This window comes from Acinetobacter gerneri DSM 14967 = CIP 107464 = MTCC 9824, assembly GCF_000368565.1.
Taxonomy (GTDB): Bacteria; Pseudomonadota; Gammaproteobacteria; order Pseudomonadales; family Moraxellaceae; genus Acinetobacter; species Acinetobacter gerneri.
In genome coordinates this window covers 108,700-126,222 of the sequence record NZ_KB849537.1, presented here as the reverse complement: position 1 = coordinate 126,222, position 17,523 = coordinate 108,700, and the positions used below count along the sequence as shown (strand labels likewise).

General features: G+C 36.0%; 12 protein-coding genes and 1 pseudogene. 6 read left to right on the top strand and 7 right to left on the bottom strand.

The window, feature by feature from the left end; all coding sequences use genetic code 11:
• The gene (locus tag F960_RS02320; protein WP_004856963.1) at nucleotides 1–690 is read left to right on the top strand and encodes a DNA-binding response regulator PmrA; all 690 of its coding nucleotides are present in this window, start codon (nucleotides 1–3) and stop codon (nucleotides 688–690) included.
• A 14-nt stretch (nucleotides 691–704) separates the two neighbouring features.
• Complete coding sequence (locus F960_RS02315; protein WP_004856961.1) at nucleotides 705–2,042, top strand: ATP-binding protein; 1,338 nt, start codon at nucleotides 705–707, stop codon at nucleotides 2,040–2,042.
• 107 nt (nucleotides 2,043–2,149) lie between these two features.
• Here the strand turns inward: F960_RS02315 and F960_RS02310 are convergent, their stop codons facing one another.
• The 5 genes and pseudogenes from F960_RS02310 to F960_RS02290 all read right to left on the bottom strand — a co-directional run bounded on the left by F960_RS02310 (nucleotide 2,150) and on the right by F960_RS02290 (nucleotide 8,533).
• Nucleotides 2,150–2,959 (bottom strand): hypothetical protein, encoded by an 810-nt coding sequence (locus tag F960_RS02310; RefSeq protein ID WP_004856958.1) that lies wholly within the window; start codon nucleotides 2,957–2,959, stop codon nucleotides 2,150–2,152.
• 246 nt (nucleotides 2,960–3,205) lie between these two features.
• Complete coding sequence (locus F960_RS02305; RefSeq protein ID WP_004856957.1) at nucleotides 3,206–4,753, bottom strand: hypothetical protein; 1,548 nt, start codon at nucleotides 4,751–4,753, stop codon at nucleotides 3,206–3,208.
• Nucleotides 4,754–5,055: 302 nt separating this feature from the next.
• The gene (locus tag F960_RS02300; RefSeq protein WP_004856955.1) at nucleotides 5,056–6,069 is read right to left on the bottom strand and encodes an SUMF1/EgtB/PvdO family nonheme iron enzyme; all 1,014 of its coding nucleotides are present in this window, start codon (nucleotides 6,067–6,069) and stop codon (nucleotides 5,056–5,058) included.
• A pseudogene (locus tag F960_RS02295) lies at nucleotides 6,066–7,756 on the bottom strand (arylsulfatase). The gene F960_RS02300 and the pseudogene F960_RS02295 overlap by 4 nt, the downstream one beginning before the upstream one ends.
• A gap of 153 nt (nucleotides 7,757–7,909) precedes the next feature.
• Complete coding sequence (locus tag F960_RS02290) at nucleotides 7,910–8,533, bottom strand: rhomboid family intramembrane serine protease (RefSeq protein ID WP_004856951.1); 624 nt, start codon at nucleotides 8,531–8,533, stop codon at nucleotides 7,910–7,912.
• 158 nt (nucleotides 8,534–8,691) lie between these two features.
• Here F960_RS02290 and nfuA point away from each other — a divergent pair, with 158 nt between their 5' ends.
• A complete protein-coding gene (nfuA, locus tag F960_RS02285) occupies nucleotides 8,692–9,330 on the top strand; it encodes a Fe-S biogenesis protein NfuA (RefSeq protein ID WP_004856947.1) in 639 nt (212 codons plus the stop codon).
• A gap of 227 nt (nucleotides 9,331–9,557) precedes the next feature.
• On the top strand, nucleotides 9,558–11,780 hold the full coding sequence (locus F960_RS02280; protein ID WP_004856945.1) for a TonB-dependent siderophore receptor: 2,223 nt from the start codon (nucleotides 9,558–9,560) through the stop codon (nucleotides 11,778–11,780).
• Nucleotides 11,781–11,950: 170 nt separating this feature from the next.
• Here F960_RS02280 and proP read toward each other — a convergent pair whose 3' ends face one another.
• Nucleotides 11,951–13,435: a glycine betaine/L-proline transporter ProP gene (gene proP, locus F960_RS02275; protein ID WP_004856941.1), complete on the bottom strand. Its 1,485-nt coding sequence runs from the start codon at nucleotides 13,433–13,435 to the stop codon at nucleotides 11,951–11,953.
• Between the two features lie 436 nt (nucleotides 13,436–13,871).
• On the opposite strand from proP, the gene F960_RS02270 reads away from it, so the two are divergent.
• Both F960_RS02270 and drt2 read left to right on the top strand, forming a co-directional pair.
• A complete protein-coding gene (locus F960_RS02270) occupies nucleotides 13,872–14,933 on the top strand; it encodes a hypothetical protein (RefSeq protein WP_004856938.1) in 1,062 nt (353 codons plus the stop codon).
• A 457-nt stretch (nucleotides 14,934–15,390) separates the two neighbouring features.
• Nucleotides 15,391–16,752, top strand: a complete 1,362-nt coding sequence (drt2, locus tag F960_RS02265; RefSeq protein ID WP_004856936.1) for an antiviral reverse transcriptase Drt2 — start codon at nucleotides 15,391–15,393, stop codon at nucleotides 16,750–16,752.
• A gap of 92 nt (nucleotides 16,753–16,844) precedes the next feature.
• Here drt2 and F960_RS02260 read toward each other — a convergent pair whose 3' ends face one another.
• The gene (locus F960_RS02260; protein WP_004856933.1) at nucleotides 16,845–17,450 is read right to left on the bottom strand and encodes a hypothetical protein; all 606 of its coding nucleotides are present in this window, start codon (nucleotides 17,448–17,450) and stop codon (nucleotides 16,845–16,847) included.
• Nucleotides 17,451–17,523: the final 73 nt, after the last annotated feature.

The window sequence follows — 17,523 nt, the reverse complement described above, 5'->3', positions numbered from 1 at the left end:
ATGGCTAAGATCTTGATGATTGAAGATGACTTTATGATTGCTGAGTCGACTCTGACCTTGCTTCGTTATCATCAATTCGAAGTTGAGTGGGTAAACAATGGAATCGAAGGTTTAAAACTTCTCACCAATCAAAATTTTGATTTGGTCTTACTTGATCTTGGCTTGCCAATGATGGACGGTATGCAAGTACTGAAACAAATTCGCATGCGTGCCAAAGTGCCTGTACTGATTATTTCTGCACGTGATCAATTGCAAAACCGTGTAGAAGGTTTAAATCAGGGTGCGGATGATTATCTGATCAAACCTTATGAGTTTGATGAGTTGTTAGCACGTATCCATGCTTTGCTACGCCGTGTTGGTACTGAGGCTCAGGCGGCTGCATCAGCAGATCAGATTTTGAAAAGTGGTGATTTAACATTAAACATCGAACAACATACTGCGGTCTTAGATGGTAAAGAGATTGAACTGTCCAATCGTGAATGGGCGATTTTAATTCCGCTTATGACACATCCAAACAAAATATTTTCTAAAGCAAATTTAGAAGATAAGTTGTATGATTTTGATAGCGAAGTGACCAGTAATACCATCGAGGTATATGTACATCACTTACGCTCAAAATTGGGCAAAAACTTTATCCGAACGATTCGTGGTTTAGGTTATCGTTTGGGGCAGACGACGAAAGAGCAGTGACTTAAAGAGTAATAATGAAGAATAAACATTATTCATTAAAAAAGCGTTTAATCGGATATACCTCAATATTTAGTATTATATTGGGGTGTATTTTTGTATTTACTGCTTATAAAATTTCGTTGGGTGAAATCAATGAAATTTTAGATTCGCAAATGGAATATCTTGCGGAACGTATTACTCATCACGATCTTCATCCTATTCAAAGTAAATTTGATAAAGCACGGCATTATCATGAAGAAGATATGTTTGTCGATGTGTGGGCCTATGAAGATAAAAACTATCTTTATCACGAAAATCATTTATTGGTACCGCCAGTAAGCAAAGCTGGTTTTTATCGACAAAAAACCACGCATGGTGTTTGGTATGCTTATGTGATGCCTGTTGGAAATTATCAGATTCAAGTCAGCCAGCAAGAAAAAGTTCGCCAAGTTTTGGCACTTGAGCTTGCGGGTAGTATGTTTATTCCTTATTTGCTTATTATGCCTTTTGCTATTTTTGGCTTAATTTTGATCATCGGGCGAACATTACGACCACTTGAAGACCTTAAAAATGAGTTGACTCAACGTGACTCAAATTCATTAACACCGTTGGATAATCAACAATATCCAGTTGAATTGCGTGCAACAACAACTGAGATTAATCACTTGTTTGAACGAATTTCTGATTCACAACAAGAACAAAAACAGTTTATTGCAGATGCTGCACACGAGCTGCGTACGCCGATTACCGCACTGAATTTGCAAACCAAGATTTTGCTAAGTCAATTTCCTGAAGAGGAAAACCTACAAAACCTGAGCAAAGGTTTGGCGCGGATGCAGCATTTGGTTTCACAGTTACTTTCACTAGCCAAGCAAGATGCTTCACTCAATCAAATTGATTCGATTAGTAAATTTAAATTGAACAATGTGGCATTAAATTGTGTAGAGCAACTGATGAACTTGGCGATGCAAAAAGACATCGATCTCGGTTTCGTCCGCAATGAAGAGATTGAGATGCAAAGCATTGAAGCGACAGTTCATTCAATTGTATTTAATATTATTGATAATGCGATTAAATACACGCCGTGTTCAGGCATGATTAATATCTCTGTTTATGACGATGATAATTTTGGTTATGTTTTGATTGAGGATAGTGGTCCAGGTTTAGAACCAGAAGAATATGACAAAGTTTTAAAACGTTTTTATCGAGTCCATCATCATCTGGAAGTGGGCAGCGGCTTGGGATTATCCATTGTGCAAAAAGCCATTCAACATTTAAATGGTGAATTGGTTTTATCTAAGAGTGCAGAACTTGGTGGCTTAAGTGCTTTAGTTAAATTGCCAAAAATATTATTAATCAAAACTTTGGACTAAAGCTAAGTTGTATTTGCTTGGTGTCAAAGAACCCTAAATATTTCCTCATCAAAAAGCTAAATCGGGTCTTTGATGAGGAAATATTATTTTGAACAGAATGCAATGATTTAAATCATTGGTAGCGGTTCTTGATCTTCGAGGTAGTGAAAAAATAACAAACATTTTTGGATACGTTTGCCATCACTTCCTAGCTTTTCAAATCTAAATTTTTTTGCCCAACGTAGTTTCCACCCAATACTTTTCACCCCTTTAAAGATTTTTCTATAGGGGAATACGACATTGATAAAAATCTGACAAGCCCGCTTGAGTTCTTCTTCAGTAAAGCGGTAAGCGGTTGAAAATATAAAACATAGCCAGTCTCGAATTTGACAAGTCTCCACATCCAAAACATGTCCAGGATCTGTTTCAAAATCAATAAAAGTAAACTCTTTGTTTTTATTGACTAAGATATTTCGAGCAAAGGCTTCACTCAGATAACTTTTTTTAAGATGAATATCTTGAATAGCCAGTACGGCTTCCTCAAAAAACTCTAATTTACGTTCGCTATCATCTTTTAGCATCGCAAGGGCATGGTCAAGTTGCATGACATGTGCGCCCACTTGACCGGCATCTTCAAGTAGTAAGCCCTGATTGTTTACTGCTAAAATATTGGCGGTAGGGATGCCAAGATCTTGTAGATCTTGAATACGCTTTACTTCACATTGGATCGCTGCTGCACCACCATGATTTGGAATAGGTGTAAGTGCTTTAATCTGTAAGATTTTCGCCGTCCATTTGAGGGGTAAATAAATCCAAATAGAGTGGCGTTCAGTTGCTTTTTTTAGCCAAACTTTGGCATGACCATCGCACTGATAAGCTTTGATGCTTTCATCTTGAGATTTAAGAGAATTTTTTAAAAATTTAGAAAATTTATTCATGTCACCATAGATAAAGTTGCTAAAAAGTCATTGTAGTAAAAGTTAATTATTTTGTAAATTTAAGGAATTTTTAATTATGATTTAATTTTAATTTAATTATTTGTTTTTTAACTATATATTTAAATAATATAAAAATATACGTTATTGTTGCAGAAACATTGACTTACAAAACAGATATTTTAACGTCAACAGCCTCAAAGGCTTCAAAGGAGATATTTTGAAGCCTTTAAGATTAAAACAGCTCAATTAGCCATTTTTTCTAAACATTTTATCTATTGGCAACTTATCTGAGGCGAAACCATAAATTGCTGCAAATGGCAGAGCAGTACGTGCCAAATATGCAACTCGCCATAAACCACCGTGGTTTGCACCAGACATCATCAACTCAAGCGGATGATCTAACTGAGTTTCGGGATGTGCGACAGATTTTGGATTTTGTAGATCATGAATCCAAAGCGCTGCCATGATGGCATTGGTTGTTTCTGGTTTAAAAGCTTCAACATCAAAGAGACTTGCACCATTAAATGCAGCTTTGAGTAGTGGATTTTTAGTCACAGAATGCGTCGTTGTGGATGGAGCAATATTGATACTCACCGTTTGCCCTTGATGACGAGCAAGTGTAGCGCGCCATTGTTGGATGCGTTTCGCCAATGCATAGTTTGGACCTTGTTCGACTACGAGACAGTCTGCGATCCCATAAGATTGTCCATTTTCAGAGGAAATCAGGTGTTGGCTATTGTGTTTAAAGAATTTCTGCAAAGTCAGTGCCGAGATTCCTTTGGCAATGTTTTTATGTAAAGCATTGCGTGATCTAAATTTTTCTGTAGAAGCTTGGATCACTTCCTCTGGTACGGCATAAACATCCGTAGGCGTACACATATACATCAAACTGGTATCGGGTTTTTGCTCACTGACAAATTGCATGATGCTATCCATTGCCATAGAAACGCGGACATGCTTTTCACCATCCAAATAGGCGATCGCAGCTAAATCTAATTTATGTGGATTATTTGCAAGCCAATGTGCTATTTCGGGTGTTTGGGTGAGTAAGTTTGCACCAAGTTTATCTTTGAGTTGCTCGATGGACGCATTTTCAGCAATTGCTTCAGTACAGGGCGCATATAAAGTCGCATTACCATTTTTAACTGTCGTTAAGATTTTTTCCCAAACTTTCGGGTTGGGTAAGTCAACAGCGACAATATTGGCTTTCCATTTTGAAAGCCATGTCAGAGGTCCAGCTTCTGATGCAGCACCAAACAATACCATTGTTCGATTTGACAAATCAAACCACTCAGGATGAGCATTTACAGCACGTAAAGCTTCGGCATGACTTGGCTCGATGATGCCTTTTTTTAGCCAGAGATCGATTTGATCGAGTAGAGATTGACCTTGAAGTTTTTGACCATGATAGGGAATATACCATTCTGGTTCAGCTTGGCTTTCACCTTGAAACGCATAGGTATTTAGCTTTTCAATGGCTGGAATTTGCATCAGGTCTTTGAGTAAATATCGTTGTCCATCACGATAAAATTCGAAACTATGTTGGGCTTTATGCAAGCCTTGTTTTGCGATGGTAATCGGCGAATTATTGTCACGAATACCTTGAGCAACAAGCGCTTTAAAATATCGAGGATATTGTTTACGCCAATTTTTTTCGTTTAAAGTTTGCTGTGAAATCTGATGATCTACGATAGACAAAGCTTCTGCAATAATTGCCTTGCCCGTTTCTGATGTGCTGATTTTTTGAGTATCACCATGGAGCGGAAATTGAATCCCATCATTTGAACTAGACATGCAAAATATCCCGTAACTTATTTAGATTAATATACAGATGTATACATTATCCATGCAGAGTTGCGGGATGGGGTGGCATTTCTTACCAAAATTTAAAATAAATAGTCGTAAAAATTATGTGAAATGAATATGTATTTATAAGAACTGTTTTGGCTGATTACACAGTGATAGTTCAATACGAATGATTTGATCAATATAGCGTCGTCACAGCAAGATGATTGAAATACTAAATTGCTTTGAGTAAAGAATTTGATATTTTCAAACAAAAATCTAAATGTATAACTTTAGATATCTTAGATTTTCTATTCAGCTAAAATCGTTCTAAAACCGACATGTGTAATTGCAAGATCGGTTTCTTGAGGATAGCGTGCGCTATTTCTAAACCGAGCACAATATTCATTGGCACATAAAAATGATCCACCTTTGATGACAAACTCGCGGGCTTTGATTTCATTCTGTCTCAGTTTGGAAGGGTCACCTAAATGTAGATCATGCGCGCCTTGATAGGGTGTGTTTGTCCATTCCCAGACATTGCCAATCATGTCATGTAGTCCAAAGGCATTTGCAGGAAAGCATCCGACGGGTGCAACATTTTCAAAGCCATCTTCTTGGGTGTTTTTGAGTGGAAAGGTACCTTGCCAATAATTTGCAGTTGGATGATGTTGCTGATCTCGAGGTTCATGGTGCATATGAACATCTTCACTTTGTCCTGCTTTAGCTGCATATTCCCATTCAATTTCATTTGGAATCGTTCGACCTAGCCAAACTGCATAATGTTCAGCATCATTGAGTGTGACATAACGTACAGGCTCATTTGGTTTGGCTTTTGCTCCAGATTTACCATTTGGCATGTGCCAGTTATAACCGGATTTAAGTTGCCACCATGACTTTGCATTGGTTGAACTTGGGCTAAATACCGCAGCAACATTTTGCTTTTCTGCATCGGTAATGTACTGGGTTGCATCTACAAAACTTTGAAATTGAGCGACGGTCACTTCAGTTTGATCAATCCAAAAGCCTTTGACCTGTCGTTGTTTTTGTCCAAAATTTTGCTCATCTTGATAGGCGAGTTCTGAACCCAACTGCACAGTTCCATCTGCGATTTTAACCATACCTGAGTGTGGGTCTTTCAGCCAATTTGCAGGCAAGCCTTGATATTGATTACACCTTTCTAAGTTGCCAAGTTGTGCCAGTACGGGCATCGTTTTTTGTGAAATGTTGTCTAAATTTTTATGATGGTTTTCATGTGAATTGGAGTTGTTGCATCCTGTGATTAGGATGCAACTTAGACTTAAAGTAATGAAATGGGCTTTCATCGTTGTGGATATTCCAAAACACCATTGGCTTGGGCATATTTTTGATAAAGTGTTGCAAGAGCCTGCACTTTTTCAGGATATAAGGTGGCTAAATTTGTTGTTTCTCCACGATCATTCTTGAGGTTATACAGTTCCCATTGTTCGGTTCCATTTGCAAATTACTTTTACCTTGATGGGCAATTTTCCATTCTCCAGATTTTACATATTTGCTGGCATGTAGTTCGTCAGCAAAGATAAAATCTTCTGCACGGATGCTACTGTTTTTATTTTCAAGTAAATTTTTCCATGAAACACCTGATGGCGTATTAATTTCACGACCATTATATTGTTTTTCAGGAACAGTAATGCCTGCAAATTGAAGCACTGTTGGGAAAACATCAAGTACCGAAGCAAAACCACGATATGTTGGAGCAGATTGACTTTGATTTGGTAGTTTCACGATAGCAGGTACGGATGTTGCGCCTTCACCAGCAGTATCTTTCCAAAGATGGAATGGAGTTTCACTGACTTCTGCCCAACGTGGACCAATAAATTGATATGAGCTTGATGTTCCGATATTTTTCAATGAATTATCAAAACCTTGTGAAGCCCCATATTGCCCACGGATAAAGCCTTCAGCACCATTATCAGAAACGAAGAAAATTAAAGTATTGTCATAAAGTTTGTTGGCTTTTAGATAGCTAATGATCCGTCCGATATTGGCATCGAGATTTTCAACCATGCCTGCATAGACTTCCATTTTTCGAGCTTCAATCGCTTTTTGATCTGCTGTAAGTTCATTCCAATGTCCGTATTGTTGCGGAGCACTCGCCGTTGTAACAGGATTGGCAGCTTTAAAATCGGCGGGAATGATTCCGAGTTGTTTTTGTCGTTCAAGACGGGCATTACGAATGACATCATAGCCAGCATCATATTTGCCCTTATAACGATCACTATATTCGGCAGGAGCTTGTAACGGCCAATGTGGCGCAGTAAATGCAGCATAGGCAAAAAATGGTTTTCCATCATTGCGATTGGAATCGATATAGTGAATGATTTTATCGGCATAATAATTACTAGAATAAAAATCATCGGGCAAATCTGAGATCGGAATGACTTTGCCATCTTCGGTATAAGTGGCTTGTGCAGCACGATTATATTGACTTGGATTTTGTTTAAAATGTAAATCTAAACCTTGTAAGAGGGTAAATGATCTTTCAAAGCCTCTCGCTGCGGCGTTGGTTTCTGCGGTCAGACCTAAGTGCCATTTTCCAGCCATATACGTGTGATAACCATTGTCTTTTAAAACTTCAGCAATCGAGAGTGAGCGATTATTTAAATAGCCCTCATAACCCAGCTGACCTTTGAAATTATCAGGTGTGAGTTCTGCCATCGCCCCAATGCCTGCCAAATGGTGATCTGTCCCAGAGATCAGCTGTGAACGAGTAGGCGAACACGTTGGGGCAGTGTGATAATCAGTAAATATACGTCCTTGTGTCGCTAAAGCATCGAGATTGGGTGTATGGATTTCTCCGCCAAAAGCACCCAAATCAGAATAGCCTAAGTCATCTGCCATGATGAACAAAACATTGGGTGCTTTTGTGATTTCGGCAGCATTTGTTTGCTGATCTTTACTATCATTACATGCGACAAGTTGAGTGCTGATCAAGGTCGCAAAAAGAAATTTGAAATGTTGTTTAGTCTTCATCTGTTTTATTCAAAATTTTAACTTGAGATGAAGACTAAATAATGCTTTAAATTTTAAGAACTAAGAATAACTGTTAAGAAACTGAAAAAAAATGCTGAGAATATTTTGCGATAAACATATCTCAAAATGCAAAAAGCCCAAGAGGGCTATGCATTAGTTTAGAAAATAAGGGTGCGTTAGGTTGTAAATAAAAGCAGGTAACGCATTGCTATCCATGAAAATAGTGACAATCACCCCATAAGCAGCACCCCATAGATGTGCACTGTGATTGATATTGTCATTCATGCGTTTGCCTGACCAAATCGAATAAGCAACATACAACACAGCGAATACGATCGCAGGTACAGGGATGAAAAAGACAAAGATCAATTTCCATGGTTGAAATAAAATATAGGCAAAAAGCACAGCAGAAACTGCACCTGAAGCACCGAGACTTGCCCAGTTTGGATTATCTTTGTTTTTTAGATAGCTCGGTAAAATCGCAACGATCAATGCGCCTAGATAAAACAGTACAAAACCAAGATCATAGAAAAAGTGACGATAAAATTTTTCAATCACGCTACCAAAGAAAAATAAGGTAAACATATTAAAAAACAAATGTGTACCATCGGCATGCACAAAACCATGAGTAATAAAACGATCATATTGACCATTTTTCATCGCAGGCGGCCAAAAGATCAAACGATTCATTATTTTTTGATTGGAAAATGCCATGAAGGACACAATCAAAGTAATAATAATCAGTGTCACAGTATGGTTAAATGGTAAGTTCAACATAGGCAAACAAATGTGTAAAAGATCAATTTAACACCAATTTTGCCATTAATCGAAAGAATTTATTGAAGTTTTTTATTAATTCTGACTATTTTGGTTGATTTTTAAAAAAAACACCGCATCTTCAGTTAAAATAACAGCTTCAGCTTGAGGAAATAGTTATGTCGACTGAGAACACCAACACTGCAGTTGCAGAAGAAATTCCAAACTTATTGATTACACCATCTGCACAAGAGTATTTAAAAGATCTTTTAGATAAACAAAATACTCCGGGAATTGGCGTTCGTGTTTTTGTTGAAAATGCGGGTACACCACGTGCTGAATGTTGTATGGCATATAGCGCGCCTGAAGAAGTTGTCCCTACAGATTACAAACAAGATTATGCTGATTTTCCTGCATTTATTGATGCACCATCTGTTCCATATTTAAAAGATGCTGTTATTGATTACAACAAAGATCGTTTTGGCGGCCAATTAACTTTCCGTGCACCAAATTCAAAAGTGCCACGTGTAGGTCCTGATGCTTCTATCGAAGAGCGCATTATCTATGTTCTTCAAGCAGAAATTAATCCTGGTTTAGCAGGGCATGGTGGTAATTGTTCATTGGTTGAAGTGGTTAATGATGAAGAACATGGTTTAACTGCTGTACTCAAATTTGGTGGCGGTTGTCAGGGTTGTTCAGCGATTGATGTGACCTTGAAACAAGGTGTCGAAACAACATTGAGAGAACATATTCCTGAATTGGCGCGTGTAGTTGACCAAACTGACCATAGCCAAGCAGAAGGTGCTTATTTTAAATAATCAAAATTTTCAGGTTGTAGACTGAAAATATCAGATGTAAAGCGATCCTAAAAAACTCAGATTTAACTTTTTAAAAAGACTTTCAAAATGGAGGTCTTTTTTTTATTTCGAATGAATAATGATAATAATTATCATTATTCATTGTATTTGTATTTATATTTGTTACAATGCGTAAGTTTTGAAATTTTTAAGTTTGCTTTAAGTTTATTTTAAGTTTGGGAAAATTTATGACGTACCGCCTTGTAAAGTCAGCGCTTTCTGTTTCGATATTGTCACTATTAATGAGTACTGCGTATGCAGATGACAGTGTTTCGGCTGAAAACTCACAAAGTGAATCAGAATCTGAACTTGTCACATTAAACAAAATTGTTGTCACTGCAGAAGATCAGCTTAAGCAATCATTAGGCGTTTCGACGATTAGCCAAGAAGATTTAGACAAGCTTCCTGTTGTGAATGATATTTCCGAATACGTGCGCCGTATGCCGGGGGTAAACTTGACTGGAAATGGAACCTCAGGCGCTCGTGGCAACAATCGTCAGATTGATATTCGTGGGATGGGACCAGAAAATACTTTGATTTTGGTCGATGGAAAACCAGTAAGCTCTCGAAATTCGGTACGTTATGGTTGGCGTGGTGAGCGTGATACCCGTGGTGACAGCAACTGGGTCCCTGCGGATGCAATTGAATCGATTGAAGTCATTCGTGGTCCAGCGGCGGCACGTTATGGTAATGGTGCAATGGGTGGTGTGGTCAATATTGTGACCAAAAAAGTCACCGATGAATTGCATGGTTCACTTGAAGTTTTTGCAAATCAACCAGAAGACTCAAAAGAAGGGGCTTCGCGTCGTGTCGGATTTGATTTAAGTGGTCCAATTATTCCTGAGGTTTTAGGTTTCCGTTTATACGGTAATTATAATAAAACCGATGCGGATGCAGCAGATATCAATCCTTTAGACAGTGATGGTTATCGTGCCGCAGGTCGAGAAGGGGTTAAAAATCAAGATATCGCAGGTCGCTTATCTTGGATCATTAATGATCAGCAAAGTTTAACTGCGGATATTTCTTCTGGTCGTCAAGGCAATGAATATACTGGCGATGCTCAAAATAACAATGTCGATGCGTCCAATCCCGGATCAAACGCTTTGATTAATAGTCTAGTGGGTACAGAAACAAACACCATGTACCGCAATAGTTATGCACTTACGCATGATGGTAAATGGGATTGGGGTACATCGAAACTCATCGCACAGTATGACAATACCAAAAATAAACGTGTTGCTGAGGGCTTGGCAGGGGGGCCAGAAGGGCGTCCGAGTTCATCAGAAAAGAAAACTTCTGAGCTTGAAACTTTTCGTTTAAGTGGTGAGGTCAATATCCCATTTGATTTTTACATCCCACATGTTTTAACACTGGGTACAGAATGGGTTAAAGATGATTTTACCGATCCAGCTTCAACCACTCAAAGTGACTTGACTGGTGGGCAAATTGTTGATGGCAATAGCAATCGCTCAAAGATGAAATCGGAAATTTACTCAGCCTATATTGAAGACAATATGAAGTTGACGGAACGTACCGATTTAGTCTTATCATTGCGTTATGATGACCATGACAAATCTGGTGATAACTGGAGTCCGGGTTTGAGTATCACGCATCAATTGGGTGATTATTTCACATTGAAAGGTGGTATTGCCAAAGCATATAAAGCACCAAATATGTACCAAAACTCACCGGGTTATTTGCTTTATACCAAAGGAAATGGTTGTCCAATCGCAAGTACAACACTTGATAAATGTTATCTTTTAGGAAATGCGGATCTTAAGCCAGAAACGTCGATCAATAAAGAAATTGGTGTTCAATTTCAAAAAGATAATGTCAATGCAAGTTTGACTTGGTTTAGAAATGATTATAAAGATAAGATTGCAGCAGGTACCACGGTTGAAGAACAAGTGACTGTCGGATCGAATGTTTATAATGTCCTAAAATGGACCAATATTCCTGAAGCTTTGATTCAAGGGATCGAAGGTAGTGTGAGTTTAGACTTTGATAATAATATCAACTGGACCAACAACTTCACGTATATGATGGATTCTAAAGATAAGACGACTGGCAATCAGTTATCAATCATTCCAATCTATACGATTAACTCGATTTTCAATTATCAAATCAATGATCAATGGGACACTAACTTTGTCTTTACGCAATATGGTCGCCAAAAACCACGTCAAATTGCAGTATCAAATTCTGAAACGAGTGGCTTAAATCTTGAATCATTGAAAAGCTATAGCACTTCAGGCATCAATTTTGGTTATAAACACAATGATCATTTGAAATTTACCTTGGGTGTCAGCAACATTTTTGACAAGCAAATTTTCCGTGACAGTAATTCAAATAGCCAAACCTATAATGAGCCTGGACGCGCTTATTATGCTTCTGTGAAGACTTCATTCTAAGTCATAGCAGATAAACGAGAGACTTAAATAAAAGTCAAAAGTCTTTCATAAGATATAAATAAAGGGAAATGCCTAGACATTTCCCTTTATTTTTTATGTTCATTGAGTCAGCAGAGCATCGTTTTGACATAAAAAAGAGCAAGATCACTTGCTCTTTTTTTTAAATTGGCTTATTCAATATCTGGATGTTGATCAGCCAATTTCTGTCTTTTTTCCTGAAGTTCCTCGATTTTTTGATCAATATTTTCGATTTTTTCTTCAAGTTTATCGTGATATTCCTCAAGTAATTCAACTGCTTCTGCTTCACATGTTGCCATAGGGACACCACCAACCAGAGGTTTATTGGCTGTTTCTTTGAGAAAAATTGCCGTAATTACGCCAAATACACCACAAACCATTAGATAATAAGCAGGCATCATCAAGTTTTGCGTTGTTTCAACCAAAGCAGCGGTAATCGTTGGGGTCAAACCTGCAATCACGACGGAGAAATTGAACGCAATCGCAAGTGCACTATAACGAATCTCAGTAGGGAACAGTGCAGGTAAAGTAGCAGCCATCACACCGACTAGCATATTGAGCGAGAGTGCAAGAACCAACAAGCCTAAAAAGATTTGGTAAGTGACACGACTATCAAGCAAGATGAAAGCAGGATACGAGAATAAAACTAGTGCAATACTGCCAATAAAAATAAAAGGACGACGCCCATATTTGTCACTAAGCCAACCGATTACAGGTTGTATAAACAACATCCCAATCATCACTGCAATGATGATCAACACACCATGACTTTCCGAATAGCCTAAGTTATGTGAAAAATAACTTGGTAAATAGGTCAGCAACATATAATAAGTGACGTTGGTACAAATCACTAAGCCGATACAGACCAAAAGGGCACGTTTATTGTTTTTAAGGATTTCTTTAAAACTGAATTTCTTTGGCTTTTGTGTAGACTGAGCTTCACTATGCTGTTGATATACTGGTGTTTCATCAAGCGCATTACGTAGATATAAACCAATGATCCCGAGTGGAAGTGCGAGGAAAAATGGAATACGCCAACCCCAATCAGCAAAGCTAGATTCGCCGACTAAAAAGGTGATTAAAGACACTGTACCAGCACCGAGTACAAAACCAGCAATAGAACCAAAATCGAGCCAGCTTCCCATAAAACCACGTTTACGGTCTGGAGAATATTCGGCTACAAAGATGGCAGCACCTGCATATTCACCACCAATCGAGAAGCCCTGAGCAACTTTAACGATCAATAATAAAATGGGCGCCCAAATTCCAATCGTCTCGAACGAAGGAATTAAACCAATCCCAAAGGTACTTAAAGACATGATAATAATGGTGATCGCCAAGACTTTTTGACGACCATATTTATCACCCAATCTTCCGAAAAATAATCCACCCAATGGTCTAAAAATAAATGGCACTGAAAATGTAGCGAGAGCTGCGATCATTTGTACACTTGGTGAAGCATCTGGAAAAAATACTTTACCAAGTACATAAGCGACATAGCCATAAACACCAAAATCGAACCATTCGATCGCGTTACCGAGTGCTGCTGCAGTAATCGCCTTTCGGGTTTTTTCTTGGTCGATGATATTGATATCATCCAACTCAATGGGCTTAGTTTTTCTTCTGAATCCGCGCATGTATTAACCTAAAAATATATAAGTAAAACCAATGCATAGATTTGTTAGAAATCTATTAAATTGATTGATTTAAAAGAGAGAAAGAGAAAAAATGAAGCGTAGTAAATATAAGTAAATGAACTTAAATACTAGCTAAAGATAAAAAACAAATGTTTTCATATGGTTATATTGTATCAAATTTGCAACAATGCTTCTGTTTAAGTTGGTTTTTAAAAATGTGTAGAAAATGTAGTTTCTTGATTACATAAGTTTACATAGTGAGATCATTACTTTTGAGTGTAAAATTGAGTGAAAATAACACGGTGAAATGGATGATATTGTGCTAAATTTTGAGAGTCATTTTTTGACATCAATTTATATATCTCATTAAAAATGAAAATAAAATATAGTCTTTTGAATGTTATGATGAGATTTGTTCTTTAAATTGAAATCTCAGATGGCTTTAGACACAAAAATGACGGATTTAAAAATCACATCACAACCTAAAGCTAAGTTGTCTGTACAACAGAAGAAAATCAATGATCTGATAGAGCAGATCGAACAACTAAAACAACAATTACAACTTTGGCAAAATGCGCAAAGTGAAATACAAAGCTATTTGCATCAAAAACTTATGCCGATTTATCGTGATTTGCATACGGTTTTATATAAGCAAATGGAAAAATTGTGGGCACATCTACAACAACAAGAATTTTCAAAAGCTGATTTAGTACTGCTTGATACAAAGCTGATGAAGCTCGCAAAACAATTGAAAAAATCTCAATATTTAAATACTACGCAATTAGAAAAAGTAGTAGAAATTGAACAATTTTATCAACAATATGATGCACTTAACCAGACCAAGAAAGCGAAAAAAAAGCCTATTTTTGAAAATAATCCTATCGTAGAAAGCGAAATAGAAGACCAAAATTCAATATCTGAAAATGCTGCATATGACTTGAATGATGATGAGTGGGATAGTGAAAAATTTCAACGTGAGAAAGAGGAGCATCAACGCAAGCGTTTACAGCAAAAACGTGAAAAAGCTGAGAAGTTGGTAGATCAATCATTGAAAACAGTTTATTTAAAAATCACAGCGATGATTCATCCTGACCGTGAGCCTAATGAAGCTAAAAAGGTAGAAAAAACAGAATTGCAGCAAGTAGTCAATCAAGCGTATGAACAGCAGGATTTATTTTATTTGTTAAAACTACAATTACAGCTTGAAACCAATCAAGGAAGAAATCCTAAAGCTTTGAGTGACGAGCATTTAAAGTTTTACAAAATGGCTTTGGAAGCACAAAGTCAGCGTCTTTTAAGTCAGATTGAAGAGATCACCGATGGTTTTCACTGGAGCGAAAAGCCGAAGGCTAAAAATATGCAGGTGAAAGATGTGTATAAGGTGATAGATACTGATGTGGTGACTTTAAAAGAACAACTGAAATGGGAAAATGAAAGATTGAAATATATGGTGAAATTAAGCGGTTTAGAGATGTTGTTGGGGAATGGGGTGCTTTAATACTTTTTCTCATAAAGCATCTCTCAGATTTGATATCTGTTGTAGACTTAAAATGAATTTTTTTTTAAATATATTTTTAGTTGTGTTTTAATTAACCTATTATTATTGAATACATTTTATTATTTTGTATAATTATTTTGCTTTTAAGAGTTTCATTTAACTGCTTGAAAGGAAATAGATGTAAATATAAATCTTAACAAATCTATCAAGCTTGAAAGATTTGTCCAGATTTCTATCATTGATGGTTCGATACTGTACCCTAACTGGGCAAGTATTATGCTAACTATGAATATGTTTATCATACTATCATGACTCCTTCTATATGTTTCGGCTGCACTGAAAAGGAGGGGAAGTTAATGGACTTGGTCTTTAATTTCCCAGTAGACTTTAGGGGGGCTTCTTGTAAAAGAGAAAACAGATAGCAGCGACTCTAACCCCCTGAAGTTGGCAAGTAAGAATGACAAAAATAGATGTAAATTTTTTTAAAAAAAGGAATCGAGTTAGAAATTATTTACATTTTGATAAAAAACGTAATGATTCATTTATTTTTGAGTATGTTACTGATGTTAAAAAAATAGAAAATCATGCTTTTCTACCAACAATTAGTTATATTTTAAATGATAAGAAAATTAATAGGAAAAATTTTAAAAAAGATAAAATTACTAAAGATGATTATAAAGATAAAGAACGTTTGATTAATTTTCCTAGTCACTTAGATGGGAATATATATGCATATTATTCAAAAGTTTTAGAAAAATACTACGAATTTTTTTTAAAAAGTGAAAATTTAGGAAATTCAATAATTGCCTTTCGAAAAATTACTAAAATTAATTCTAAAGGAAATAAATATTCTTTATGTAATATACATTTCGCTAAAGAAGTATTTGATATGATAAGTTTAAAGAAAAATTGTACTGTATTATGTTTTGATATATCAGGTTTTTTTGATAACTTAGATCATGAAATTTTAAAAAAAAATTGGTGTGATTTACTTTGTGTGGATAAATTACCGTTAGATCATTTTAAGGTATTTCAATCTTTGACTGAATTTTCATATGTAGAAAAAGAAGAATTGTATAAAAAATTAAATCTATCTTTAAACTCAAAAAAACTTCATAGAACTTTAGATAGGTTATGTGATATCAGAACATTTAGAGAAAAAGTGAGAAAAGAAGGGCTGCTTCATACCAATAAATCCAGAAAAGGTATTCCTCAAGGGTCACCATTAAGCGGAATGCTTTCTAATATCTATATGATGAATTTTGATAAGCTATGTTCCGCAATGTTAAAGAAACTAAACGGAGGTTACTTTAGATACTGTGATGATATGATCTTTATATTTGATAACTCTGATGATAATACGTTGAATACAGTTTTAAAAATTTTTTTTGAAATTGAAAAAATGCATTTAAAGATCAATCATAAGAAAACTCAAAAAATTGTTTTTAAAGATGGAATCGTACAAAAAAGTGAGCCTGAAAGTTTTAATTTTCCTTTAAAATTGCAGTATCTAGGTATTCTTTATGATGGAAATAATATTTTTTTAAGAGAAACTGGATTATCAAAATTTCATTATAAGTTAAGAAAAGCTATAAGAATGAGATGCGCTCATTATAGAAATTTAGAAAAAGAAAATAAAAATAATAATCACGATATATATATGAAAACTTTATATGATAGATTTACATATATTGGAAAAAGAAATTATGTTAGTTATGTTTATCGTGTAGCTAAAGAGTTTGAATCTAAAAATGTTAAAAGGCAGATTAAAGGTCATTTTAATATTTTCACTGATTATCTAGAGAAGAAAAAGAATTAAAAAGCACCTCACCCTAACCCTCTCCCATTGGGAGAGAGCTTAAAAATAATCGTTATGATTAATAAATTCTGCATTATTCCCGATCAGTTAAACTAATCTAAAAATGCTCGTCTAATTTTATTATTTTCTATGAAAAACAGTGATGTACCACAAGACTCCGGTAAACCAACTGTAATACCATCCGTTTTTAAAATGATTCTGGCTTTTTCAGGGGCATCTTCATAAGGTGTGATATCTCCTGTTTCAAGTTTTGCCATATCTACAAATTTTTCATTTTTCTTGGCAATATCAAATACTTCAAAATCATTTAAATCATAATCTTCATCGTCATTTTCGTACCAATAAACTTTATTGCTATCAGCAATTCGAAATTCAAATAAATATTTCTTTCCATTTTTATTTGGATTTTTTAGCACCCTAAATGCATCAAGCTTACCGTCACCATTTAAATCCACCAATAGTGGCTTTTTAAGATGAGAAGTATCTATCTTGTATCCTTGGGGTATAGGCGTGGGATTGTTGACTAAAATTTCAACTTTAGGCTTAGGTGGAGTGATGTTTTGATCTTGAGCTGCAGCTTTTGTGGTTTCAGCTTTGATCGCTGTTTCGTTTTGCTGTGTAGCCGGAGGTGTTTGGTTATTTTGATTACAAGCAGCTAAAAAAGTGCTGAGTAGTAAAATAGATAATTTATTTTTCATTGTTATGCTCATGATATAAAAAAGGGGCTTAATCAAGCCCCTTTCATTTTATAACGATTATTTCGGTGTTTAA

Bases quoted from the DNA above. Each gene is read 5' to 3' on its own strand.
- F960_RS02320 (WP_004856963.1), top strand. From the start codon at position 1: ATGGCTAAGATCTTGATGATTGAAGATGACTTTATGATTGCTGAGTCG.
- F960_RS02315 (WP_004856961.1), top strand. From the start codon at position 705: ATGAAGAATAAACATTATTCATTAAAAAAGCGTTTAATCGGATATACC.
- F960_RS02310 (WP_004856958.1), bottom strand. From the start codon at position 2,959: ATGAATAAATTTTCTAAATTTTTAAAAAATTCTCTTAAATCTCAAGAT.
- F960_RS02305 (WP_004856957.1), bottom strand. From the start codon at position 4,753: ATGTCTAGTTCAAATGATGGGATTCAATTTCCGCTCCATGGTGATACT.
- F960_RS02300 (WP_004856955.1), bottom strand. From the start codon at position 6,069: ATGAAAGCCCATTTCATTACTTTAAGTCTAAGTTGCATCCTAATCACA.
- F960_RS02290 (WP_004856951.1), bottom strand. From the start codon at position 8,533: ATGTTGAACTTACCATTTAACCATACTGTGACACTGATTATTATTACT.
- nfuA (WP_004856947.1), top strand. From the start codon at position 8,692: ATGTCGACTGAGAACACCAACACTGCAGTTGCAGAAGAAATTCCAAAC.
- F960_RS02280 (WP_004856945.1), top strand. From the start codon at position 9,558: ATGACGTACCGCCTTGTAAAGTCAGCGCTTTCTGTTTCGATATTGTCA.
- proP (WP_004856941.1), bottom strand. From the start codon at position 13,435: ATGCGCGGATTCAGAAGAAAAACTAAGCCCATTGAGTTGGATGATATC.
- F960_RS02270 (WP_004856938.1), top strand. From the start codon at position 13,872: ATGGCTTTAGACACAAAAATGACGGATTTAAAAATCACATCACAACCT.
- drt2 (WP_004856936.1), top strand. From the start codon at position 15,391: ATGACAAAAATAGATGTAAATTTTTTTAAAAAAAGGAATCGAGTTAGA.
- F960_RS02260 (WP_004856933.1), bottom strand. From the start codon at position 17,450: ATGAAAAATAAATTATCTATTTTACTACTCAGCACTTTTTTAGCTGCT.